The 23,331-nt window shown below is 68.1% G+C and carries 18 protein-coding genes and 2 pseudogenes; 12 read left to right on the forward strand and 8 right to left on the reverse strand.

Annotated features, from left to right (window positions below; genetic code table 11):
- Nucleotides 1-126 precede the first annotated feature (126 nt).
- Together IPK85_24680 and IPK85_24685 are read left to right on the forward strand one after the other, a co-directional pair.
- A complete protein-coding gene (locus IPK85_24680) occupies nucleotides 127-1,554 on the forward strand; it encodes a protein kinase (GenBank protein ID MBK8250565.1) in 1,428 nt (475 codons plus the stop codon).
- Nucleotides 1,555-1,697: 143 nt separating this feature from the next.
- Complete coding sequence (locus IPK85_24685; GenBank protein ID MBK8250566.1) at nucleotides 1,698-3,197, forward strand: hypothetical protein; 1,500 nt, start codon at nucleotides 1,698-1,700, stop codon at nucleotides 3,195-3,197.
- Here the strand turns inward: IPK85_24685 and IPK85_24690 are convergent.
- From IPK85_24690 to lon, 3 genes and pseudogenes are all read right to left on the reverse strand, one after another.
- Nucleotides 3,194-4,414, reverse strand: a complete 1,221-nt coding sequence (locus tag IPK85_24690) for a methyl-accepting chemotaxis protein (GenBank protein ID MBK8250567.1) — start codon at nucleotides 4,412-4,414, stop codon at nucleotides 3,194-3,196. The two genes, IPK85_24685 and IPK85_24690, sit on opposite strands and share 4 nt — an antisense overlap.
- Before the next feature lie 4 nt (nucleotides 4,415-4,418).
- On the reverse strand, nucleotides 4,419-4,949 hold the full coding sequence (locus IPK85_24695; protein MBK8250568.1) for a PAS domain S-box protein: 531 nt from the start codon (nucleotides 4,947-4,949) through the stop codon (nucleotides 4,419-4,421).
- A gap of 147 nt (nucleotides 4,950-5,096) precedes the next feature.
- A pseudogene (gene lon / locus IPK85_24700) lies at nucleotides 5,097-7,629 on the reverse strand (endopeptidase La).
- A gap of 280 nt (nucleotides 7,630-7,909) precedes the next feature.
- On the opposite strand from lon, the gene IPK85_24705 reads away from it, so the two are divergent.
- Both IPK85_24705 and IPK85_24710 read left to right on the forward strand, forming a co-directional pair.
- Nucleotides 7,910-9,835: a protein kinase gene (locus IPK85_24705; protein ID MBK8250569.1), complete on the forward strand. Its 1,926-nt coding sequence runs from the start codon at nucleotides 7,910-7,912 to the stop codon at nucleotides 9,833-9,835.
- A gap of 34 nt (nucleotides 9,836-9,869) precedes the next feature.
- Nucleotides 9,870-11,828 carry a protein kinase gene (locus tag IPK85_24710; GenBank protein ID MBK8250570.1) on the forward strand — a complete coding sequence of 653 codons (1,959 nt, stop codon included), beginning with the start codon at nucleotides 9,870-9,872 and terminating at the stop codon, nucleotides 11,826-11,828.
- A gap of 49 nt (nucleotides 11,829-11,877) precedes the next feature.
- Here IPK85_24710 and IPK85_24715 read toward each other — a convergent pair whose 3' ends face one another.
- The 3 genes from IPK85_24715 to IPK85_24725 are packed head-to-tail and all read right to left on the reverse strand — an operon-like array spanning nucleotide 11,878 to nucleotide 13,519.
- Nucleotides 11,878-12,396, reverse strand: coding sequence for a hypothetical protein (locus tag IPK85_24715; protein MBK8250571.1), 519 nt, complete (start codon nucleotides 12,394-12,396; stop codon nucleotides 11,878-11,880).
- Nucleotides 12,393-12,716: a hypothetical protein gene (locus IPK85_24720; GenBank protein ID MBK8250572.1), complete on the reverse strand. Its 324-nt coding sequence runs from the start codon at nucleotides 12,714-12,716 to the stop codon at nucleotides 12,393-12,395. Before IPK85_24720 ends, IPK85_24715 begins: the two co-directional genes overlap by 4 nt.
- Entirely contained in the window at nucleotides 12,713-13,519 is an 807-nt protein-coding gene (locus tag IPK85_24725; protein MBK8250573.1) for an alpha/beta hydrolase, read from the reverse strand. The genes IPK85_24720 and IPK85_24725 overlap by 4 nt, the downstream gene beginning before the upstream one ends.
- A 170-nt stretch (nucleotides 13,520-13,689) precedes the next feature.
- Between IPK85_24725 and IPK85_24730 the strand changes: the two are divergent.
- The 3 genes and pseudogenes from IPK85_24730 (at nucleotide 13,690) to IPK85_24740 (ending at nucleotide 17,216) form a co-directional block, all read left to right on the forward strand.
- A pseudogene (locus IPK85_24730) lies at nucleotides 13,690-13,764 on the forward strand (DUF2497 domain-containing protein).
- 1,242 nt (nucleotides 13,765-15,006) lie between these two features.
- Nucleotides 15,007-15,924, forward strand: coding sequence for an alpha/beta fold hydrolase (locus IPK85_24735; protein ID MBK8250574.1), 918 nt, complete (start codon nucleotides 15,007-15,009; stop codon nucleotides 15,922-15,924).
- Between the two features lie 17 nt (nucleotides 15,925-15,941).
- On the forward strand, nucleotides 15,942-17,216 hold the full coding sequence (locus tag IPK85_24740; protein MBK8250575.1) for a DEAD/DEAH box helicase: 1,275 nt from the start codon (nucleotides 15,942-15,944) through the stop codon (nucleotides 17,214-17,216).
- Nucleotides 17,217-17,286: 70 nt separating this feature from the next.
- Here the strand turns inward: IPK85_24740 and IPK85_24745 are convergent, their stop codons facing one another.
- On the reverse strand, nucleotides 17,287-17,730 hold the full coding sequence (locus IPK85_24745) for a type II secretion system protein (protein MBK8250576.1): 444 nt from the start codon (nucleotides 17,728-17,730) through the stop codon (nucleotides 17,287-17,289).
- 116 nt (nucleotides 17,731-17,846) lie between these two features.
- Here IPK85_24745 and IPK85_24750 point away from each other — a divergent pair, with 116 nt between their 5' ends.
- The 5 genes from IPK85_24750 (at nucleotide 17,847) to IPK85_24770 (ending at nucleotide 22,706) form a co-directional block, all read left to right on the forward strand.
- Complete coding sequence (locus IPK85_24750) at nucleotides 17,847-18,095, forward strand: hypothetical protein (GenBank protein ID MBK8250577.1); 249 nt, start codon at nucleotides 17,847-17,849, stop codon at nucleotides 18,093-18,095.
- A complete protein-coding gene (locus IPK85_24755) occupies nucleotides 18,092-18,331 on the forward strand; it encodes an Rdx family protein (GenBank protein MBK8250578.1) in 240 nt (79 codons plus the stop codon). The genes IPK85_24750 and IPK85_24755 overlap by 4 nt, the downstream gene beginning before the upstream one ends.
- A gap of 42 nt (nucleotides 18,332-18,373) precedes the next feature.
- Nucleotides 18,374-19,453 carry an ATP-dependent 6-phosphofructokinase gene (locus IPK85_24760; GenBank protein MBK8250579.1) on the forward strand — a complete coding sequence of 360 codons (1,080 nt, stop codon included), beginning with the start codon at nucleotides 18,374-18,376 and terminating at the stop codon, nucleotides 19,451-19,453.
- 223 nt (nucleotides 19,454-19,676) lie between these two features.
- Nucleotides 19,677-20,000: a hypothetical protein gene (locus tag IPK85_24765; protein MBK8250580.1), complete on the forward strand. Its 324-nt coding sequence runs from the start codon at nucleotides 19,677-19,679 to the stop codon at nucleotides 19,998-20,000.
- A 108-nt stretch (nucleotides 20,001-20,108) separates the two neighbouring features.
- The gene (locus IPK85_24770; GenBank protein MBK8250581.1) at nucleotides 20,109-22,706 is read left to right on the forward strand and encodes a DEAD/DEAH box helicase; all 2,598 of its coding nucleotides are present in this window, start codon (nucleotides 20,109-20,111) and stop codon (nucleotides 22,704-22,706) included.
- On the opposite strand, the gene IPK85_24775 is transcribed toward IPK85_24770, so the two are convergent.
- Nucleotides 22,703-23,215, reverse strand: a complete 513-nt coding sequence (locus IPK85_24775; protein MBK8250582.1) for a GNAT family N-acetyltransferase — start codon at nucleotides 23,213-23,215, stop codon at nucleotides 22,703-22,705. The genes IPK85_24770 and IPK85_24775 overlap by 4 nt on opposite strands.
- Nucleotides 23,216-23,331: the final 116 nt, after the last annotated feature.

Here is a 23,331-nt window from a genome sequence, read left to right on the forward strand (position 1 = left end):
CAGTGAAGGACGGGATCGCCGTGCGGGTGCCGACCGACACCTATCCCCGTGCCCAGGCGTAGGTGGGGACGTGCGGCGCTCGGCAGCAACCCGGACGCCGGAACGGTTGTCCAACTCCTCGACCCCATGGCCGACATCCGCACCCTCCTGCGCGAGCACCTCGGCGCCGACTATCGCATTGAGCGCGAACTGAGCGGTGGGGGCATGTCGCAAGTGGTGCTCGCCACGGACCTGCGACATCAGCGTCGGGTGGTGGTCAAGCTCCTCCCAGCGGGATTGACCGCCGCGATTTCGGCGGAGCGCTTTGAGCGGGAGATCCTGCTTAGCGCGTCCCTGCAGCATCCGAACATCGTGCCGGTGTTGTCGTCCGGGCGCATGCACGGCCTGCCGTATTTCATCATGCCGTTCATCGAGGGCGAGTCCGTGCGCGCCCGGGTGCGTCGTGGTCCCATGTCCGTTCGCGAGACCGTGAACGTGTTGAAGGACGTGTCGCGTGCGCTGGTGTTCGCTCACGCGCAGGGCGTGGTGCATCGCGACATCAAGCCGGACAACGTGCTGTTGTCGACCGGGGCTGGTGCCGCGGTGGTCACGGACTTTGGCGTAGCGAAGGCACTCAGCGCCTCGCGCCATGGGGCGCACGTCGGACCGCACGCCCCGGGGATGACCGGGGCCGGGATGACCATCGGGACGCCAGCCTACATGGCACCCGAGCAGGCCGCGGCGGATCCCTCGGTGGATCACCGGGCCGACTTGTATGCGTTAGGCATCCTCGGGTATGAGATGCTGGCCGGCGCGCCGCCGTTCCACGGGCGGACCCCACAGGAACTGCTGGCGGCCCAGATGACCGAGGCCCCCGCCCCGCTGTACACGCGCCGCTACGACGTCCCGCGCGCGTTGAATGAGCTGCTCATGCGGTGCCTCGAGAAGCAGCCGTCGCGACGCCCGGACTCGGCGTCCGTTCTCCTGCGGCTCCTCGAAGATCCGGAAGTCGTGAGCGGCGTCTTCGCGGTCCAGGTGCCGACGCGCGCGAAGCGTTGGCGCGCGGCCGGGCTCGGGACGGCGGCGGTGTTCGCTGTCCTCGCCGCCGCAGGCTGGTACCAGTCGCGCGCGGGAGCGACGCCGGGAGTGTCTGTGGCGCTCGTGCCGGACACGACCGGCCTCTCCGTCGCCGTCGTGCCGCTGCAGGTCGTTGGGAACGACGCCCAGGCGCGCGACGTGGCCGCGGCGCTGGCGCCGATCCTCGCCCAGACCCTCACTCAGCTGCCACGCGTACGGGTGGTCTCGGACGCCTCGGTGCGCGCGCTCCGGGACTCCGTCATGGCGAGCCCAGCGGCCGGGCGTCGACTGGGAGTCTCGCACCTGCTGGAGGGGAGTATTCAGCGGGAGCGCGAGCAGGTGCGGGTGACCCTCCGGCTCGTCTTCGCCGCGACTGACTCCACTGCGTGGAGCACAATCCTCACCGGGCGTGTGGACAGCGCATTCGCCTTCCAGGACCGGGTGGCTCGCGCCATGCGCGAGGGGCTCACGCCGCTTCGTCCGGCACCGCGCCCCTGAGTGGGGAACCGCGGCACACCCGGTAAGGGTCAGGCCTGGGGTCCCACGGCGACGGCGTGTCGTGCCTTGCGGGGGCCTCGTCACGGGTCGCGCGGGTGGTCGAGGGCTGGTAGCTTGCCGCGCCGGAAATCGCTGGAGGGGAGATGCGTCGCTGTGCCGTCGGACATGTCGTCATGCTGTTTGGGGTCGTCGCGTGTGGGGATGCAGCCACCGCGTCCAGCGTCACCCCGGCCAGCATCGCGAGCACGAGCGAGGCGCCATCCGCAGTGGTTGGACTGGCGCTGACGCCGTCGCCATCGTTCCAGGTCCTCGGCACCAATGGCCAGCCCGTGGTGGGCCTGGCGGTCACCGTCTCGGTGGTCGAAGGCGGTGGAACGCTCGTCGCTGCGCCGACGCGCACCTCCGCCGGGCGGACATCCGTTGGGCAGTGGATACTGGGCACGAGGGCTGGCCGCAACGCGCTCCAGGTGAAGGTGGACGGCCTCGCGCCACTGCTGATTGTCGCGACAGGAGTGGCCGGCCCGCCCTCGCAAATCATCAGCATCTCGGGGAACGGCAAGCGGACGTTAGCCGGTACCGCCATGGTCGAACCGCTGGTGTTGCAGGTAGCGGACCAGTATGGCAACCCCGTCGCCGGCGAACGCGTGAATCTCACGTTGGACGCTGCGGGCGCGACGCTGCTCCCCGCGCAGGTGACATCGGACGCGGAGGGCGCCACCAGTCCGGCGGTGTGGCGATTGGGCCTCAAGAAGCGCAACATCACGGGGCGCGCCGTCCTTGCGGCACATCCCGCCGTGGCGACCGCGCTCCGCGCGGAGTTCCAGTCCGACTACCACATTGACGTCCGGTTCTCGGGGACGGCCAGTGACGCCATTCGACAGGCCTTCGAGACGGCCGCGGATCGCATCGCGGGGGTGATCGTGGGCGATGTCGCCGACCAGCTCCTCACGAGTTTTGATCCGTCGCGGTGCGGCGGCCCGGCCGGTGTCGTGACCGAGACGGTCGACGACGTGGTGATCTACGCCGAGGTGAGCGAGATCGACGGGCCCGGCAAGGTGCTCGGACGAGCGGGACCGTGCGTGACGCGCTCTACCTCGCGGCACACCGTCGTCGGCCTCATGCAGTTTGATGTAGCCGATGCCCAGAACCTGCTGGCGTCGGGGCGATTCGAGGCTGTCGTCATGCACGAGATGCTGCATGTCATTGGCGTGGGCTCCCTGTGGCGCGCGAAGAACCTGCTCGAAGGCGATGTCGCCGTGGATCCGCGCTTCATCGGTGCCCGCGGGACCGAGGGGTGTGTCGCCAGTGGCTTCACCGTTGCTTGCGGTCCGGGGAGTGTGCCCGTCGAGAACTCCGGGGGATCTGGCACCCAGGGGTCGCATTGGCGCGAGTCCGTGTTCGACGCGGAATTGATGACCGGGTTCGCCGAAGCCAACGCGACGATGCCGCTCAGTGCGATGACGATCGGATCGCTCGAAGACTTCGGGTACCTCGTGCATACAGGCGCCGCCGATCCCTTTGTCGCCACCACGGCACTCGCGCGGCAGGCGTTCCCCGCGGCTTCGGCACGCGTCGCCATGGATGTCGTGCTGGCGCCGCGCCTTGAGGTGAGTCCCGCCGGGTGGCTCCGTCCCTGGCGTTAGGCGCCGCGCACACTCGCGAGGAAGCGATCCACCTCGCTGCGCAGCAGCTCGGCCATGCGAGACAACTCGGCGGCGGCGCCTTGCATCTGGCCCGCCGCGTCGCTCGTGTCCCGGACGGCACTGGCCACCAGCTGGATGCCGCTCGCCACTTGCCGCGTGCCCTCGCCGGCTTCGCGAATGTTGTGATTGATCGCCGTCGTGGCCTGCCGCTGCCCGCGCACGGCATCCGTCACCTCGCCGGACATCTGGTGCATCTGCCGAATCGCCCCCGTGATCCCGTCGATGGCATCGATCGCTTCGCCCGTCGCGTCCTGGATCGCCTGCACCTGGGCTCCGATCACCCCCGTGGCCTCGCCCGTCTTGGACGCGAGGGACTTTACCTCGGCGGCGACCACGGCGAACCCGCGTCCCACCTCGCCGGCGTGTGCCGCCTCGATCGCAGCGTTCAGCGCGAGCAACCGCGTCTGGCCGGCGATGTCGTTGATCAACTTCACGACCCGAGAGATCTGGGCGGTCGCATCGGCCAGCCCGAACACGGTCGTGTTGGCTCGTTCGGCTGCGGTGACCGCCGACGAGGCCTGGTGTTGCGCACGCGTCGACTGCTCCTCGATCTGGCTTACGCCCATCTCCACCTGCTCGGCGGCCTGGGCGACTGTGTCCAACGACACCGATGCTTCCTCGGAAGCGGCGGCGACGGTCACGGACTGCGAATTGGTTGCCCGCGCCGTGTCGGACAGGCCCTCTGCGGTTGCCCGTGCTTCCGTGGCCGCTGCGGCGACGCTGTCGACCACCGACTTGATGACCCCCTCAAAGTCGTCGGCAAGCCGCAGTCGCTCCACGCGTGCCGTGTCGAGGGCTGCGGCTTGGGCGGCCATCTGGGCCGTCGCTCCGTTGATCAGGCGTGCCGCGTCGCGGTACGTGCCAAGCAACCCGCGTTCCAGGACCAGCCGATAGTACTTGCGTTCGCTCGCGTGCTGCAGCGAGGCCTGTGACTCGCGGATGAAGGCGTCGGTCAGGTCCAGCAGGTGGTTGATGCTTCGCGCCAGGTCGCCTAACGGGCCGTCCCTCCGGATGCCCAGGACACGGACCTCCAGGTCACCCTCGGCACTCTGCCGGCAGGCGTCGGCGATGGCGCGGATCCCCTCGCGGATGTCCAGTAGCTCGGTGTCTGCGGCGGACGGTGCACTGCGTCGCGCGATCGGTGTGTGCAGTGTCATGGGGCTAGAGGCTCCAGATCCACTCTTCATAACTCTTCCCGGTGCTGGCGAGGGTTTCTTCGAGCAGGGCATGGGAGGCCGCCAGCCCGGTCTGGCGGTCCGGGTGAGCGCGCTCCGTGTCCCGGAGGACGGTATAGATGCCGGCGATGGCGTCGACGCATCGCCGCTCCGGCACGCGCCGGTTGGAGTGATACCCGGTGATGCGTCCTGCGCGATCACGCGAGGGGGTCACATGGGCGAGCACCCAGTAGTTGGAGCCGTCCCGCGCGAGGTTGTTGACATACGCAAAGATCTCACGACCCTGCGCCAGGGTGTCCCACAGGAGCTTGAACACGGCGCGCGGCATGTCCGGATGCCGGATCAGGCTGTGCGGCGCGCCGATCAGCTCGGCTTCCTCGTACCCCGACACCGCAATGAACACGTCGTTGGCATACGTGATCCGGCCCTGGAGGTCGGTCTTCGATACGATGATCTGGTCTTCGCCGAACGTCCGTTCACGGCCGGTCGGGGTGGCGCGGTCTCGAGTGGCGAGCATGCGGGGCCTGCAAGCGAGTGGTCGCCTTGGGGTATCGACCACCCGCGCCCCCGCAATATCAGGGTCTCCCTGACGATGCGACGCTCGTGTCAACGCAAACGGGCCACCCAAGGTGGGTGGCCCGCGTGCGTCTTGCCATCGCGGTGATCAGGCCGCCTTCACGTCAGGTCGTGGTTCACCCACCAGCGCGATCGCCAGGACCTCCGACAGCGTGTCGACCGCATGAAAGGTCAGTTGCGCGCGGACTTCGGCGGGCACGTCCTCGAGATCCGCCTCGTTCCGCCGCGGGATGATGATGGTGGTGATGCCGGCGCGGTGCGCGCCGAGCACCTTCTCCTTGACCCCACCGATCGGCAGCGCGCGGCCGCGCAACGTGATCTCGCCGGTCATCGCCACGTCGCGACGCACCGGGATGCCGGAGAGTTCCGACACGATGGCCGTGGCGATCGCCAGGCCGGCCGACGGGCCGTCCTTGGGAATGGCTCCCGCCGGCACGTGAATATGTGCCTCCGATGCCCCGGCCAACTTGTCGGCCGGGATGCCTAACGCCGCCGCATTGTTGGTGGCGTACGTCAACGCCGCACGGGCGCTCTCCTTCATTACGTCGCCGAGCTGGCCGGTGAGAATCAGCGCCATCGGCCCGCTCCGTCGAGCTTCGTCGTCCGTTGGTCGCGCGGCGCCGTCACGCCGGATGGACGCCTCCACGAACATGATGTCGCCCCCCTGGGGCGTAGTACATGCCGGTCGCCATCCCGACCTGGTGCGTCTCCTGGACGCGCTCCGGGTGCACCTTGGGTCGACCGAGCAGCTCGCGCACCTCGACCGCGTCGATCACGCTGTCGGCGATGTCGCTCTCGTCCCCCGCGGCAATCTTGCGTGCCACCTTGCGGGCGGCCCGCCCGATCTCCCGTTCGAGCTGGCGAACACCGCTCTCGCGCGTGTACTGCGACACCACGGACATCACGGCGTCGTCGGAGAACGTCACGTGCCGGTCCCCAAGGCCGGACTCCTCCAGCTGGCGTGGAATCAAGTACTTCTTCGCGATCTCCGCCTTCTCCCGCTCGGTGTAACCGCTGAACTCCACGACTTCCATGCGGTCGAGCAACGGGCCCGGAATGTTCTGGATGAAGTTGGCCGTCGCGATGAACAGCACCTCGCTCAGGTCGAAGGGCACGCCCAGGTAGTGATCCGTGAATGAGTCGTTCTGTGCCGGGTCCAGGACTTCGAGCAGGGCGGACGCCGGGTCACCCTGGAACGACTGGCCGAGCTTGTCGACTTCGTCCAGCAGGAACACGGGATTCTTGGTCCCCGCCTGTTTCATCCCCTGGATGACCCGACCCGGCATCGCACCCACATAGGTACGACGGTGCCCGCGGATGTCCGCCTCGTCGCGGGCACCCCCCAGGGCGACGCGCACGTACTGCCGCCCGAGGGAACGCGCGATCGATTTCGCGATCGACGTCTTGCCAACGCCCGGCGGGCCGGCAAACAACAAGATGGGCCCCTTGGCCATCGCACGCGCCTTCGCTTCGGCGGCGTCCGTGATTCGTTCCTCGACTTCGTTGGGATGCAACGTCGGTGTAGCATCCTCGCGTGCCCCCCGGAGCCGCGACGCCGGAAACTCGCCGGTCTTGGTGACCTCCTCCGCCACCTGGCGTGCACGAAGCTGCCGCACGGCAAGGAACTCGAGCACGCGGTCCTTCACGTCCTGCAGCCCGTAGTGATCCTCATCGAGCACGGTGCCGGCGTTGTTCAGGTCGAGCTGGTCGTCGGATCGCTTGCCCCACGGCAATTCGGCGATCCACTCCAGGTAGGTGCGAATCACCTGAGCCTCCATGGACTCACGTCCAGAACGCTCCAAGCGCCCGAGTTCACGCTCGACCTCGGTCCGAGCCTCCTTGGGAAGGTCCAATTTGGAGAGCTTCTCCCGCAGCTCCGAGACCTCCTTCGATTGGTCGTCGTCGCCGAGCTCCTTCTGGATGGCCTTGAGCTGCTCGCGCAGGAACATCTCCCGCTGACGTTCGCCGAGTTCCTCCTGCACCTGAGACTTGATCTCCTCCTGCGCCTCGAGCATCCCGATCTGCCGCTGCACGTGCACCAGCACGCGGCGGAGCCGCTCCTCAACGCTCAGCGTCTCGAGGAGTCCCTGCTTCTCGGGCACGGGCAGTTCGATGTAGCCGGCGACCAGGTCGGCGAACTTGCCGGGGTCCTCGACGGAGTCGAGCACCTGGTGCACGACCTCCTCGGGCAGCCCGCGCTTTTCGCCGAGTTCCTGGGCGCGTTCCCTGGTCTCTTTGTGGAGGGCCTCAAAGGCCGCATCGTTTTCGTCCAGCGGCCGCATCTCCTCGGTGGGGAGGACGACAGCTGTCAGGTATCCTTCGGTGGTGCTGTACTGGAGGGCGGTCGCCCGCTGTTCGCCCTGCAGCAGGAGCTGAACACCCCCAAGCCCGCGCTGGATTTGCCCGATGCGGGCCAGGACTCCCATGGAGTACAGGATATCCGGCGTCGGTTCATCGGTGTTGTCCTTCTGGGCCACCGCGAAGACCAGCCGGTCCCCCTTGAGCGCGGCCTCGATGGCGCGCAGGGTGCCCGGCCGCCCAGCGGCGATCGGGTTCGTGACCCCTGGGAGGATCACGGTGCCGCGGAGTGGAAGGACGGGAAGCGTCTGCCGTTGCGTCATGAGATGTCTGGAGTTCGGGCGATCCGGGTCGGGCCACCACGATTGGGTCCTCCTCTCGCAAGGACCTGCGCGCGTGAATTACGCCACCCTGACCGGCTTTGCAACTTTCACCAGCCATACTGACGTAGGAGAGCTGCCGAAAAGCGGGTCCGCGGGCGTGCGCACGAGCGTCGGCGGTTACCGGTCTGGCCCCCCGGACGGAGAATGTCTCTACCCCGACCTTCCGGTCAGTGATACACTTCGCACGCGCCTGCTGGCGTTTCTCCCACACCTCCACCTGGTGCCCGACCCCCTGATTCCGGCGTCCGACTCCGACTTGCGGGCGCATGTTGAGCGCGTGCTGCAGGAGGGGTACGAGGTCGACCGGGAGATCGGTCGCGGCGGCATGGGGATTGTCTACCTCGCCCGGGACCGTCGGCTCAAGCGCGCGGTGGCCATCAAGCTGCTCCCGCCCGAGCTGGCGTTCCGAGGAGAGATTCGGACCCGGTTCTTGAGAGAGGCGGAGACCGCTGCCCAGCTCGGCCACCCCAACATTGTTCCGATCTTCTCCGTCGACGAGCGCGAAGGGCTGGTCTTCTTTGTCATGGCGTTTGTCGACGGCGAGAACCTCGCCGTTCGGCTCCATCGCGAGGGGGCGATGCGCGAGGAGGAGGTGCGGAAGATCCTCGTGGACACGGCGCGGGCCCTCGCCTACGCGCACGAACGCGGGGTCGTCCACCGGGACATCAAGCCGGACAACATCCTGATTGATCGCGACGGCCGGGTGATGGTCACGGACTTCGGGATCGCGCGCGCGATCACGGAAGGCGCCGATGCCCGCTTGACCGCGACGGGGACGGCGATCGGGACGCCGGCGTACATGTCGCCGGAGCAGTCGATGGGAGAGCGCGAGGTCGATGGGCGGAGCGACCTGTATTCGTTAGGCATTGTCGGCTACCAGATGTTGACGGGCGACCTCCCGTTCAACGCCTCCAGCACGCCCGCCCTCCTCGTCAAGCACCTCTCCGAGGCCCCACCGCCGATCACGGATCGCTGTCCCAGCCTGTCGCCGGACCTGGCGAGCGCGATCATGATCATGCTCGAGAAGGATCCCGCCGATCGCTTCGCGAGTGCGACGGCGTTGGCCAACGCCCTCGAAAGCCGCAATGTGCCGCAGGCCAGGGCCCTGGCCCCGGCGGCACGGCCGGTGGCACCGCAGCCGCTCGCGGCGCCGGCGTCGGCGGACGTGGCCTCGCTGATCTCCGACGCCGAAGTGGCCAAGTGGCACGACGGACGCGTCGTCCAGTTCCGCAAGTCCGCAGGGCCGTGGGCGTTCTTCGGTGTGGCCGCGATCATCCTCAACATCTTCGGCATCGTCGACTTTGTCGGAGTCTGGGGACTGTGGACCATCTTCATCGCCTGGAAGTACGCCAAACTCTGGACCGACGGCTTCGATTGGCGCCACGTCCTGAAGGAACCCCACGATCGAATGTTCTTCGACGTGGTCGCGGAATGGGCGGACTCGGTGCGCGCGCTCTGGGATCCCCGGAAGCGCCACGACGTCCGGGAGCGGGACCGGCTGCGCCGCGAGCGGGATGGTGCCCTCCTCGGCGGGGCCATGTCGCGCCCACTCATTGCACGTTCCGGCGGAGCCGCGGCGCCGGTTTCCGCGTTTGGCACGCATGCGGCCCTCGTGCAGGAATCGCTGCGCAACCGCGAGGACATCGTCCGGCTGATGCAAACCCTCACAAAACGGGAACAGCAGCAGCTCAAGGACGTCCCCTCGAGCGCGGCGGCCCTGTACAGCAAGGTGGAAGCCCTCGCGATCAGCCTCGCCGATCTCGAGCGCCACCAACCGGACGCCCCGCGAGCGGAGGTCGATGCCGAGATCGCCCGCCTCGAGGCCGAAGCCAACCCGCTCGATGTCGCGGCCAGTGAGGATCGGGTGCGGCGCCTCGCCATGCTCAAGCGGCAACGGCGCGCGTGGGCCGACGTCGGGTCGCGGGCCACGACGCTCCGCGAAAAGCTCGAAAGCTGTGCGATCGCCCTGCAGAACATGCGGCTCGACATCATCCGGCTCAAGGCGGGGTCGCAGACCTTCGACCACATCACCAGCGTGGCCGAGCAGGCCGCCGTCCTGGCGCGAGAGGTCGACACCGCCATGTACGTCAAGGACGAAATGGCGAAACTGGACGGACGCCGGGCCGGTAGGGCCAGACGCCCGTAGTCGCTGCGGCGCCGGCCCCTTCCTCGTTCCCCTCATGTCCGACGTCCTCCGCGAACGCGTCACTGCCGCCCTGAGCGACGCCTACGACGTCGGTCGCGAGGTGGGGCGCGGGGGCATGGGCGTCGTGTATCGCGCCACGGATCGCAAGCTGCGCCGCGAGGTCGCCATCAAGGTCCTCCCGCCAGAACTCGCATACCGGGAAGACGTGAAGCAGCGCTTCCTCCGTGAAGCCCAGACCGCGGCGCAGCTCAGCCATGCCAACATCGTCCCGATCTACGCCGTCGAGGAACGCGATGGCCTGGTCTGCTTTGTGATGGCCCTGGTGGATGGCGAGAGCCTCGCGAGTCGCATTGCGCGCGAACGCCACCTCAGCCCGGAGTTCACGGCCGACACCCTCCGCGCGGTCGCGGATGCCCTCGGTTACGCGCACGGCCGCGGGATTGTGCACCGGGACATTAAGCCAGACAATATCCTGCTCGACCGCCACTCGGGTCGGCCTATGGTCACCGACTTCGGGATCGCTCGCGCGGCCGAGGGCGACGCCAGATTGACCGTCACCGGCATTGCCGTGGGTACGCCTGCCTACATGTCACCCGAGCAAGCCATGGGTGAGAAGGAGATCGACGGGCGATCCGACCTGTATTCGCTCGCGGTGGTTGGGTACCACATGTTGTGCGGCGAGCTGCCGTTCCACGCGTCCAACACCCCGGCCATGCTGATGAAGCACATCAGTGAGACGCCGCGGCCGATTCGCGCGCAGCGCCCTGACGCCCCCGCCTGGCTGACCGGCATCCTCGAATGCGCGATGGCCAAGAAGCCGGCGGATCGTTTCGCCAGCGCCCACGCGTTTCGCGACGCCCTCGTGCGGCGCGAAGGGCCGGCACCCGCGGACGCTCCCGAAGCTCCCGCCCCCCCCCCGGCGCCATGGAAACACGCGGTGCCGCGTGATGCGGTCGAGGTGGCACGCGTCCGCCTGCCACGCGTCTCGCGACAGGCCACCGAGCAACCGCCGGCGCGCAGTGCGATCGAAGCGGCGAATCCCGGATGGAGCACGAGGGACGGTGGCCCCGCGCGCCCGCCGGTGCCTGCCTGGATGCCCGCCTCGTGGCGCGATGCGCGGCAAGGGTGGCAGGGGCCGGCCGCCAAGGGGCGGCAGGGCAGGGGCGAGGCGCTCGACCAGCTCCCGGTGATCGAGAAGATCCGTCGCTTTCGTCGGCGGGCGACAAGCACCGTGACCACGCTCGCCTTCCTCACGGTCATCAACCTGGTGTTCTCTCCGGGGTTCTTCTGGGTAATGTTCCCGGCATTCGGCATGTTGATGGGGCTACTCCGCCATTGGGGTTCGCTTCGCGATGATGGGGTCCAGTGGGCTGACGTCTATGGGCCGAAGGCGCGGGAGGCCCTGGCGCGGAATGCCGAACAGCGGGGGCGACTCCGGGCGGGGGTGCCGGCGGACGGCGCGTCATCACTGGCACCGCCCGACGTGTTGGCCGGGCCGCACGGTACGGCCATTCGGCGCGCGGCCGACGACCGCGAGACCCTGCGCGACGCCGTGGCGCGGCTCGGAAAGGCCGATCGGGAGCTGATCCCCGACGTGTTGCCGACGGTCGACGCGCTGGTCGAGCGGATTGCTTCCCTCGCCGGTGCGCTGCATCGCATTGATGCTGACACACAGCCCCATGCGATGGCCGAGGCGGCGGCGCGCATAGAGGCTGCACGCGCGCTACCGGAAGGACGAGACCGGGACCAGAGGGTGCAGCTGCTGGAACGACAGCTCGTCACCATGAAGGACCTCGCCTCGCGTCGCGAGACGCTGGCATCTCAACTTGAGAGCGCCTCCCTCATGCTGCAAGGCATGCGGCTCGACCTGGTCGCCCTGCGCTCGGCCGGCGTCCAGTCGGCCATGAATGATGTGAGCTCCGCGACCCAGGAAGCCCGGGCCCTCAGTCGGGAGATCGCCAACGTCCTCGACGCCGCCAAGGAAGTCCGTTAGCGGGCGGGTCCACCGCCGCGCGTGCGCGCCGCGACGGCCGCCTGAATCGCTACCGCGGAACCTCTGCCGGCAGCCACCGCTCGCCGCCTAACGCGTACCCAACACCGGCACCCACCACGAGGCCCGCCGCCAGGCCCTTGGGGGCGCCATTCAGGAAGTCCTGGAACGAGGGATTCACTTCGGGGGCCTGGCCAAAGCCGATCAACGCCGCGCCGAGCAGTCCGCCGATGATGGCGCCCTTGATCGTCGCCGAGCGGGTCGTACGCCCCCCGCTGACCTCGATCCGCTCAATGGCGCCCGTGCGGATGCGTACCCGCCGGTATTGCTCGACCAGGACGGGTCCCATCTCGAAGCCCAGCCGACGTCGCACGCCGGCGGTATCCAGCACCATCTCACCCGCTTCGAGCGAGTCCACACGGCCCACAAAGCGGTCGCGGCGAATCGTCGTGGCGACGACCCGTACCCGTGTGCCGACCGAAATCGAGGCGACGGGCGCAGCTTGTTGCGCACCGGCGTCGACGGCCACGAGCGCGGCGATGAGGCAAGCACTCCGACGGAACAGCTTCATGCGCGGCCCTCCAGGGCGTCAAGTCGATCGGTGAGTTCAGTCGCCATCCCCGGATGCCCGAAGCGGTGCGCGGCATCGATCCCCAGGCGTAACGCGGTCTTGGCCTCCTCGAACCGCTCAAGGGCCTCGAGCACCTCGGCATGGCGGCCAAAGCCGTTGCCTTCGTCGTCATACGAGCCGAGGTAGGCGCGCAGGTGTTCTTCGGCCTCTGCGTGTAACCCCGCTTTCATGGCCTCGTTCGCCAGCCCAAACCGCGCCAACGGGTTGGATGGATTGCGGGCGACCATCGAACGAAAGGTGTCGAGCCGGGAGACCGTCATGGCGCCAGGTGTGATGCGAGGATCTTGGCGAGTTGTTCTGGCGCTTCTTCCGGCAGGAAGTGTCCCGCGGCAGGCACCTCGTGCAATGTTGCCCCGGGAATGGCTGCCGCGAAAGCCGCGGCCACGCGGCGGTCATGGCGACACTCACGGCCGCACACAATAGACGCGCGTGCCGGCGATTCCCCCATGTCGGGCTCGGCACACGGCCGGGCGAGCGCGCGCAGGTGACCGGTCAGGACCGCCGGCCCGCTCGGCCCGGCAAATGGCCGCGCATACAGGTCGGCGCTGTGGACCGCGCGTGACTTGTCAAAGAAACGCTTCACCATCGCACCGTGGAGCAAGCTCGCGCCCACGGTAGGCGCGGCCCATCGCACGACGCCGGTCAGCCACCGCAGGGTTCCCCAGCCATGCAGCGGAGCACTCGCTCGTGCCGGGTTCACCAGGAGGAGGTCCGAGACGCGACCGCGCGCTTGACGAGCCAGCTCCGTCGCGATCAGCGCGCCAATGCCGTGCGTCACCAGGCTGGCGCACTCGATCCGCAGGGCATCCAGGAGCCGCAGCGTGCGACGAGCCTGGGATGCAATCCCGAGATCCGCACCGGGTGCAGCCACGCTTCGCCCACACCCGAGCTGGTCCATGACGACCACCCTGCGCCCGGGCGGCACCAGGGGAACGACCTCCTGCCACAGGTGGGACGTCGTGGGAAATCCGTGAATGAAGACCACCGGACACCCCTGGCCTCGGGTACCCGCCGCGAAGTAGTAGAGGCGGTCCCCATCGAGTTCCACAAACTCCCCTCGCATGTCACCTCGCGCCTGGTCTGGCAAGAAATTACTACCGCAGGGAGGGCTAGCGCCGGGCGGTCAAAATGCTATCGTTACGGCCGTTTGGGGGATGACGGGCACTGTTGGCTGTTTAACTCCATATGGCACAAGAACTTAACCAACAAACAGCGGGCAAGATCCTCTCGTTCGACGAGGACGGGGAGTTCACGTCGGCCCCACCATCGCCCCCACCCCCACCCCCGCCACCTCCTCCGCCGCCGCCGGTGGAGTTTTCGGGGGTGCCACTGCTCGACGCTGCCGGTCGAGTGCTGCGCTATCGCGCCCTCCGGGAGCTGCTGCCGGCGGACGTCGGTTCGGCTCTCACTGATGCCGTGTGGCTCACGCAACGAGAGGGGATCCGCCTGGCGGTGGCCCAGCGTGTCGATGGGATCTGGAACAACCTGATGTTGGGTGTTCCCAAGGTCGGAGCACGTGACGCCGCCTCACAGGTCGGGACGGTGATGGCCGTACACCGACTGCTGGAGCTTGGCTGGGACCCGGGGGCGCCGCCCTTCCTCGCCGCCCGCCGTCCCTTGTTTCGCCTGCTCGCCGAGGATGCGGACCACGCCTTCACGTACGAATTCGCCGGCATGGGCAGGGACACCGAAACCGTGCAGTTTGCCCGCAGCATTCTCCGCGCGGCGGCCGCCAGCGCGCTCGCCCATGCGGGGTACGAAATGGATCCGCGCCTGCGTGGCGCGGCCATGCGCCTGCTTGAGCGCGTGGATGAGTTCCTCGCTTCCGAACTCGCGGATGATCCCTGGGTCAAGCAAGGAGGCGAGGTCGCACTGCATCCCGACGCATTTCCGCCGTCGTTTCATTTCCTCCTCATGCTGTCGTTCATGCCGACGTTCCTGAACGAACATGACGATTTTCTGGATCGACTCGCGACCTGGCTTCAACGCCCAATCCCGAAACATCCGGCTCGGCAGTGGGTCGGGGCTCGGCCCTTGGAGCATCCGGCGCTTCTGCTGGGCGATCCACTTGGGGCGCGTGGCGCGGTGGATGCCGATGTGCCTTTTGCGGCCTTCTGGCTCGAGCTCGCGGCGCGCTGCCGTTTGTTGGGGAGGCATCCCGGATGGATGCAGGCCTGGGAGCGGCTGCTCAACGCGAGGGATCGGGAATTGATCTGGCGTCCGTCGCGAGGGCAGGGACTGGTCAGCCAGATGCCCATGGCATGGCCGTTCGTCGACCTGGCTGGCGACGGGGAAGCGGGTGTACCGGGGGAAGTCACCTTCCGACTCGCCCTCATCGCCAGGCACCTCGAGCGCGGTCCGGAGTTCACCTAAGGAGACGTGTTCCGCGGCCGGTCCGGCGCCAGGGTTCCGGTCGGGACCCGGCACCCCCGGAGCCGGCCGCACGGCGATGTGCTCCCGGCCGTTTCCCGGCGCCCCACGAGGAAGCTACGTTCGGTGTGGAGCCAGGCACGGTGTGTGGCTCCACCCCGCCCTTGCTGATCCGACCGCATGCTGGAGACGTTTCGCGGGCACCTGCCCGAGTCCGATTGGTACCCGGCGCACACGCCGGATGTCAGCGCGCATTTGCTGGAATTGCCTGATGGCGAACGTGCCCGCGTGGTTGAGGCGGGCCCGACCGACGGGGCGCCGGTGGTCCTGGTGCACGGCTGGGCGTGTTCCGCGTACTTCTTCCGCCGTTTGATGGCTCCCCTGGCTGCCGCGGGGTACCGCGCGGTCGCCCTCGACCTTCGTGGACACGGGGGGTCGTCGCGCCCAACAGCCATCGAACCTTACACCGCGCCGGCGATGCGTGCCTTCGTCGTCGCCGCGCTGGATGCCGTGGGGATTCCGCGTGCGCACGTCGTGGCACATTCGTTAGGCGGCGGCGTCTCTCTGGATCTGGCGGCGTTTGCCCCGGCCCGGGTGCGGTCGCTCACCTTGCTGGCCCCGGTTGGCCTCGCCCCCGTGCGATTCGTGACGTGGGCGCGCCTGTTCACCCCGGTGGTGGTCGCGCCGCTGGTCCCGTATGCCGTCCCCCGCTGGAGCATGCCGCTCCTGCTACGGGCCGTGTATGGACGGGAGGGACGATGGGCCTCGCGAGACGTCGACGAGTACTGGGCCCCGACGGCCGACCCGGCGTTTGCGCGCGCCCTTCATGCGTTGCTGCATCACTATCGCTTCGCCCCGCGCGCGGACAGCGAACTCGCCGCTATCCAGGCCCCGACCCTGGTTTTGCTTGGAGACCGCGACCTCCTCGTGCGTTCACGCGCGAGCGCTCAGCGTGCTCAGGCCGTCGGCTGGCCCGCGGTGACCTTTCCCGGGGCAGGTCATGTGCTGGCGGAAGAGGTGCCTGACCAGGTGCTCGACCACCTGCTGCCGCATCTTGCGCGCTGCGGAGGCCCGGGGTCGGTACATTCCCCCGCATGAGACGAGCTGAGTAGCAGATGATCAAGCGCAGCACACCACGGGGACGGGGGCGGGCCCCGTCAAGGAAGAATCCGGACGAAGCGGTGCCGCACGAGGAGACGGCCCTGCCCACCGCCGTTCCCGCCGAACCGGAAGCGGCTCCTACTCCAGCTGCCGACGCGTCAGCGTTTGCGGCACTGGGGCTCCTCCCGGAACTCGTCTCCGCCGTGGCTGCGGCCGGGTACGTGGCACCCACTCCCATCCAGACCGAGGCGATCCCGCTCTGCCTGCGCGGACGCGACGTGATGGGACTGGCTCAGACCGGCACCGGCAAGACGGCGGCCTTCACCCTGCCGATCATCCACCGCCTCCATGGGGGGCCACGGCGCACCCGCGCGCTGATCCTCACGCCCACCCGCGAACTCTGCCAGCAAGTCGAGGGGTCGTTCCGGAAGTACGGCCAGTTCTCCGGCCTGGACGTCATCCCGGTGTTTGGCGGCGTCTCGTATGAACCGCAGGAGCAGGCGCTGCGAAACGGCGTTGACGTGATCGTGGCCACTCCGGGGCGCCTTATCGACCACATGGAAAAGCGAAATGTGGCCCTGGATGAGCTCGAGATCCTGGTCCTCGATGAGGCAGACCGCATGTTGGACATGGGGTTCGCTCCGCAGATCAACCGGATCGTGAGCGGCATCTCGCCCTATCGCCAAACGCTCCTGTTCAGCGCGACCATGCCCCCCGAAGTCGAGGCACTGGCGCGCAAGTACCTGCGACGTCCCCTCGTGGTTCAGGTGGGGCGGCGGTCGCAAGCCGCGCACACGGTCCGCCACGCGGTGTACCCGGTGCCGGGCACCCGCAAGACGGCCCTGCTCGTGTCGCTCTTGAGCAGCCACGACATGGAATCGACCCTGGTCTTCACGCGAACCAAGCATGGAGCGGACCGGGTCGTGCGCGCCCTGCACGAAGCGGGGGTCGAGGCGACGGCCATGCATGCCGACAAGACGCAGGCGCAACGCAATGCGGCCCTGGAGGCATTTCGCCGCGGCGACATCAAGGTGTTGGTGGCCACGGATATCGCCCAGCGTGGACTCGATATCTCGGGGATCAGCCACGTCATCAACTACGACGTGCCGGGCCAGGCCGAGGACTACATCCACCGGATCGGGCGCACCGGGCGGGCCGCGCAATCCGGCGACGCCTTCACGTTCATGGCACCGGACGAAATTGCGATGGTCCGCACGATCGAGCGCGTCCTCGGACAACCCATCGAACGCATCTCGATTCCCGGGTTCGATTTCGGGACGTCGGGATAGGCGCGGCGGAGCAGGGCCCACAGGCGCCTGAGGTCGCGCGCGCGTTCGTCGGGATCATCCGAGACGTCACTCATCGCCGGACGCGCCCCAGCCGGCTGACCGTGATCGTCTCGGCTGCCTGTCCGCGAGCGACGATGAGTCGGGCGTTGGCGGCACCATAGCCGAGCCCCAGCGGGCTCCAGGCGATGGAGTCACGCGTCGTGGACAGGGTCACGCCGAACACGGCGCCGAGGTCGTGCACGGCCACGGTCTCTGGACCAGCGACAATCGACAAACGCGCGCTGGCCGTGTCCATCCGCAGGGCGGTGCGTTCGCTGCGCCGAACGGCGTGGTCTCGCCCATCCATCAGGGAACGGACGGCCTGGGCGGCGGCCCCTTCGGCGGCGAGTCGGTCCTGTGCGGACCGAAACGGCGGGAGTGCGACGAGGGCGGCCAGGCCGAGTACGACCATGGCGAGGAGCAACTCGATGAGCGAGCCGCCGTGGCGACCTAACGAACGGGATGTGCGCGACATGCGCCCAAACCTGATGAGCGCGCCGAGGAAGTCGTGCCCGGTTCACCGCGACCGGTGCCGAATCGTGGCATCGGAGGGCACTTCCCGCCTTCTCGGGCTGCCAGTAGCGTTGAGGGATGCGACGCTCCCTTCGTGCCGCGTTCGGCGTGTGGCTTCCGTCCGCCCTCGCCTGTGGCCTACCCCGCCAGGACGACCTCAACCTGGCCCAGCAGGTGTCAGAAACGACCGAGGTACTCCTGTCCATGCAGGAAGCACAGCTCGACCTGAACGACCGCATCGACTCACTCGCGCGCGTGGTCCAGGCCCAGGACTCCCTGATCCGGATGATTGCCAACCTGAGCGGCAACCCCCTTCCCCCCCGATGATGTACGTAACCATCGAATACTGCGTGATGTGAAGCTACGAACCTCGGGCCGCCAGTCTGGCGGTCGAGATTCGCACGACCTACCCTGCCGCGCTCGTCGAGCTGTTGCCCTCGTCGGGTGGCCGCTTCGAGGTGACCCGCGACGGGATCCCGGTCTTCCAGAAGTCGGTCGTCCGTCGACATGCGCACCCGGGGGAGGTCGTGAATCTCCTCGGCGCGGTCGATACTCCTCTCTAGTTCCTGCGTCGTGCTCGCGCTCCCGCCCTACGACCTCCCAACATGCGCATAGCAATCTCAACGGGTGGCGGTGACGCGCCCGGGCTCAACGCCGTGATCCGCGCGGCTGTCCTCAGTGCCACCAGCCGTGGATGGGACGTGTTGGGTATTTGTCGCGGGTACTTCGGGTTGCTGGGCGAGGACGAGATCATTCCGCTGAACCGTGATCGGGTCCGCGGCATCGCGCACCTCGGGGGCACCATCCTCCGGACGACCAATCGCGGGAACCCGTTCGCCTTCCCCGTACGGCAACCCGACGGCAGCTGGGTGGAGATCGACCGTTCAGCCGAGTTGCTGTCGACCATCGAGCGACTCGGCATCGACGCCATCATCACGATTGGTGGAGATGGATCCCTGCGCATAGGCCAGCAACTGCACGAGCGCGGCGTCCATATCGTCGGCGTGCCCAAGACGATTGACAACGACGTGGCCGGGACGATTACGACGTTCGGGTTCGATACGGCGGTCAACACGGCCATCGAAGCCATCGACAAGTTGCACACCACTGCGGAGTCGCACGAACGGGTGATTGTGATGGAGGTAATGGGGCGGCATGCCGGTTTTATCGCCCTCCATGCAGGGGTGGCCGCGACGGCCGATGTCATCCTCATGCCGGAAGTTCCGTTCGACATTGAGAAGGTCTGCGCGAAAGTGCGCTCGCGCGATCGTTCCGGACAACGTTTTTCCATCGTGGTCGTCGCCGAGGGCGCCTACCCCATCGGCGGCCAGGAAGCGATCATGGGATCCTCGCTCCCCGGGCAGGACAAGCGCGTGGGGGGCATCGCGGGCCGGATCGCCTGGGAAATCCAGGAGCGCACGGGAAAGGAGGCGCGATCCCTGGTCCTCGGCCACCTTCAGCGTGGCGGCTCCCCGACCGGTTACGACCGCCTGCTCGCGACCCGATTTGGCGGCGCGGCCGTCGAAGCAGTCGAGCAGCAGAAGTGGGGGCACATGGTCGCGCTGCAGTCGCCGCACATCGTCGCGATCCCGATCACCGACGCGATTGGGGCGCCCCGTCGTGTCGAGCTGACCCACGACATCGTCCGAACCGCTCGTGCGGCCGGGATTTCCTTTGGCGACTAGGGAACCACGGCACATCGGCGGGCGGCGAGGGTATCGCTGCGTACCGGTGTCCAGATGTCCACGCCGGGACGTCCCCCACGGGTGACGCCGGGTCGGGGCGGTGCGCATGGGGAGTTGACAAGCGGTTCTGGCACATATGTTTAGCCCCACCCAGCAGGCGAGGGCTCGCGCGGCACGAGCGGTGCGTCTGGTCGGGTGAGCCGTGGCCCCGGAGGGCAACAGGATGGCGCGTTGGACGGTGGGTTCATTGGTGGTTGGCGGATTTCTGCTCGCGGCATCGCCGTGGGCGGCGGGCGCACAGCAGTTGCGCTCGCTGGTGCCGACGCGCCGTGAACAGGCCCCTGAGATCCCGCGCGAATATCGTCCGCCCCGCGGGATGTGCCGCATCTGGATTGATGGCGTGCCGCCCGACAAGCAGCCCGCCCCCGTCGATTGTGCGACCGCGGTGAAGCACAAGCCGCGGAACGGGCGGGTGATCTTCGGGGAAGATGCGAAAGGGGAGCCGGAGTCCGGGAAGAAGGACAAGGACAAGCCGAAGAAGCCGTAGCGAAACCGCGCTGCGTTAGGTTGACGCATGCGCAGCAACGTCCGCGATCGCTCGCTCCCCCCGGACCACGAGGCGTTCCTCGCGGCCAAGCCGCCGACCGGGCGCGTCATCATCATCGCCCCGACCCGGGCGGCCTGCGAGACCATCGAACTCGCGCTTGGCCTGCACATCGACACGGTGCTGGAGCGGGAGCACGGTGAGGAAGTCCGGGCCCTGGCGCGCGGCGGACGCGGGTTCGGGATTGTGGCCGGAACCGGCACGGGGAAGACGCTGTCCGTGCGCCCCATCGCCGAGGTGATCCTCGGCACCAGCGACCTGCGCGTAGGCGTGGTGAACCGGGAGCGTGAGGCGACGCCGGAGACGCCGACATGGAACGTCATCATTGTCACCACCGGGATCGCGCGCCGGTGGTTCATGGACGGCGACATCCTGGCCGGCGACACCCTGGTCATCGACGAGATCCACCAGACGTCCGCCGAGTTGGAGTTGTGTCTCGCGTTAGGCAAGCGCGTGGGTTGCCGGTTCATCTGGTTGTCCGCGACGGTCGACCCGAGTTTCTACGCGCGGTACCTGGAAGCGGCGGACATCGTCCACAGCACGGCGTTCGATCCGTCGCGTGCGGCCGATGTGCGCGTGGTGCGGCGGGACCCGGCCGAGTTCCTTGACGACAAGTTCCTGCAGCAGGTGATGCGCGAGCGTCGCGGGGTCGGCATGTTCCTGCCGACGCGCGCCGCGGTGGAGCAGGTGGCGGCCGTCGTGGGGGACCGGTTCCGCCGGATCACGAGCGCCTTTTACCATGGCGGCGAGCCCATTCGCGTGATTCGGCCGTTCCTCGAGGAGGGCGCGCCGAAGCCGTTCTTCCTGGCCATGACCGCTGCTGGACAAAGCGCCTTGAACATCAAGGGGCTCGACACGGTGATCATCGATGACACCCGGTTCGCCAATGTCGTGGAACGCGGCAAGAACGTGCTCACACGCCTCCACTTGGGCACCAACGAGATCCTGCAGATGGCTGGCCGGGTCCACGGCCGGGTCGAGGGGGGGCGGGTCTACCTGCTCACCGACCGCGACATCGTGTTCTCGGCACTCCGGCCAACTGCTCCCGAGTTCCAGTTGGGGGGGGATTCGGAGCGCGTCGCCCTGACGTGTGCTGGGTTGGGGGTGCGCGCGGACACGCTGGACCTGCCGGTGCAACTGGACCGGATCGCGTACCGCAAGGCACTGGCGCGCCTCGAGGCGCGCGGCCTGGTCGAGAACGGGCGGCTCTCGCGGTATGGCAAGATCGTCGAGTCGCTGCCGGTGGAGCGTCCGTGGGCGGAGCTGATCGCCCATGGCGAGGACCGGCTGATGCCCTATCTCGCCGTGATGGCGAGCATCGAGAGCCTGCACCGGATGACACGAGAGCAGCGCGACCTCGAGGGGTTGGTCGTGGCCGGGAGCGACCACCTCACCGCCTACAACGTGTATGCTGAGGCCTTTCGCAAGGCGGGCTACCTCGGCGAGGTGTACGGCCTGCCGCGGCACCTGTTTGACGAGACGATGATCGCCGCCTGGGCCGACCGCCGTGGCGTGCTGGTCAAGGCGGTGGAGGATGCGGCGTTGGCGATGGCGAGCGTCTGTCGCGCCGTCGGGGTGCCGCTGCCGGAGGCCATGCCGCCAGCCGACGACGCCGTGCGACGGGCCTTCGGCGACCTGATCGCCCGCATCATGCCGTTTGACCTCGTGATTGACGAGACGACCGTGGACGGGCAGGAAGCCCGCGTCTCCAAGACGAGCGTCTGTGGATCCTGGGGCGCCGTGGCGGGATCGCTGCGGTACTTCGCCGATCGGTTCGGAAACCCGCGCGCGTCGATCGAAGGCACGCAACTGCCCAAGGACCTCGTGCACCAGTACGCCGTCCGAGGTGCCGCGGAAGTGGTGTACGCCGGAGATGAACGACGAGACGCCGTGATCCGTCGCGAACGCGTGACGTATTTCGGCTTTGAGCTGGAGCGCGAAGAGACCTTCCTGGACGAGTTCCACGACGCGGAAGGGGACGCGGCTCGTCTCGCGCTCGCCGAGGCACTGGCCAGGGAGGAGGCACGGCATCCGGCGGTGCGGGCCAATCGGCGCGATATCGACGAGGTGCGCGACTGCTATCGCCGCAGCGGGGGCGCCACGCCGCGCCTCGGCCTGCCCGAACTGCGGGGGCGCTACCTTGAGGCGCTGGCCGGCGTCCAGTCGGTGCGCGCCTACCGGGCCGCCACGCTCCGCCTGGACCTCCGAGGGTTGGTGGACACCGAGACGCGGGCACGTCTGAACGAGCTTCCGGGTGAGGCGCTGGTTCGCGAACAAGTGGTGGGCATCGAGTACGACGTCGAGGAACCGTCGGACGGCCCGGCCGTCGGTGTCGCGCGACTTGTGCTTCCGGAGAAGCTGGCTCGCTCGCTTGCCGCCGAGGAGGTGCCGGTGCTGGATCGCCCGGTGCGCTTCGTTGTGCATCGCGGGCAGCGCGGGAGTGTGCGCGCCGCGACCCTCGACGAGCTGCAGGAGTTGCTCGATCGGCCCTGGTCTCCCGAGGAAACCAGCCGGCGTCGCCAACGCGAGGAGGAGGGGCGTCGGAAGCAACGCGACCGCGATACGGCGCGCACCCGTGGAGAGCTGGATCGGTTCCGCCGATCGCGGGACCGGTCGCGCGTCTCGCCGAAACGACGCGGGAAGCGTTAGGCGTCGGGGACCTCCACGGTGTACGTCTCGGTGCGCACAACGGAAAAGCCACGCGCCAGGTAGTTGGGGAGGGCCGCGGGGGCGTCCAGCGTGCAGGTGTGAAGCCAGACGCGCTCCGCGCCCATTGCCTGGGCCTCGGCGATCGCGCGCTCCAACATCCAGCGGCCCAATCCGCGGCCCTGCGCAAAACCCTTCAGGCCGAAATACGCGATCTCGATGGCGCGGCCGACGGTCGAGAGCTCCGCGTATCCGCCGGGCCGCTCGTCCACATCCAGCACGAACACGCGCGTGGAGGGCGACGCGACCAGCTCAGCCCACTGCGCCTCGGACCATGGCAGCCGATCGCGCCACGCATAGTCCGCTCCCACTTCTGTGTAGAGCAGGCGAGTCTCGTCCCACGCCGTCGCATCGAGCACCCGCCATGATGTGCCCGGCGGAGGCGGCGTGATCGCCGGCGTGATGCTCGCTGTGAGCTCCAGGTACGTCCGCGTGACGGCAATGGGTGGCATGAGGGGCGCCGGGGGTGCGTCGGAAGAAAGTTGCCAAGCAAGGGCTGGGCAATTGTACTGAACAGTCCTATTTTGATGGTTCCGTAACCATATGCTAAATAACACTTTACGGTAGC

The organism is Gemmatimonadota bacterium (assembly GCA_016712265.1).
Taxonomy (GTDB): Bacteria; Gemmatimonadota; Gemmatimonadetes; order Gemmatimonadales; family Gemmatimonadaceae; genus RBC101.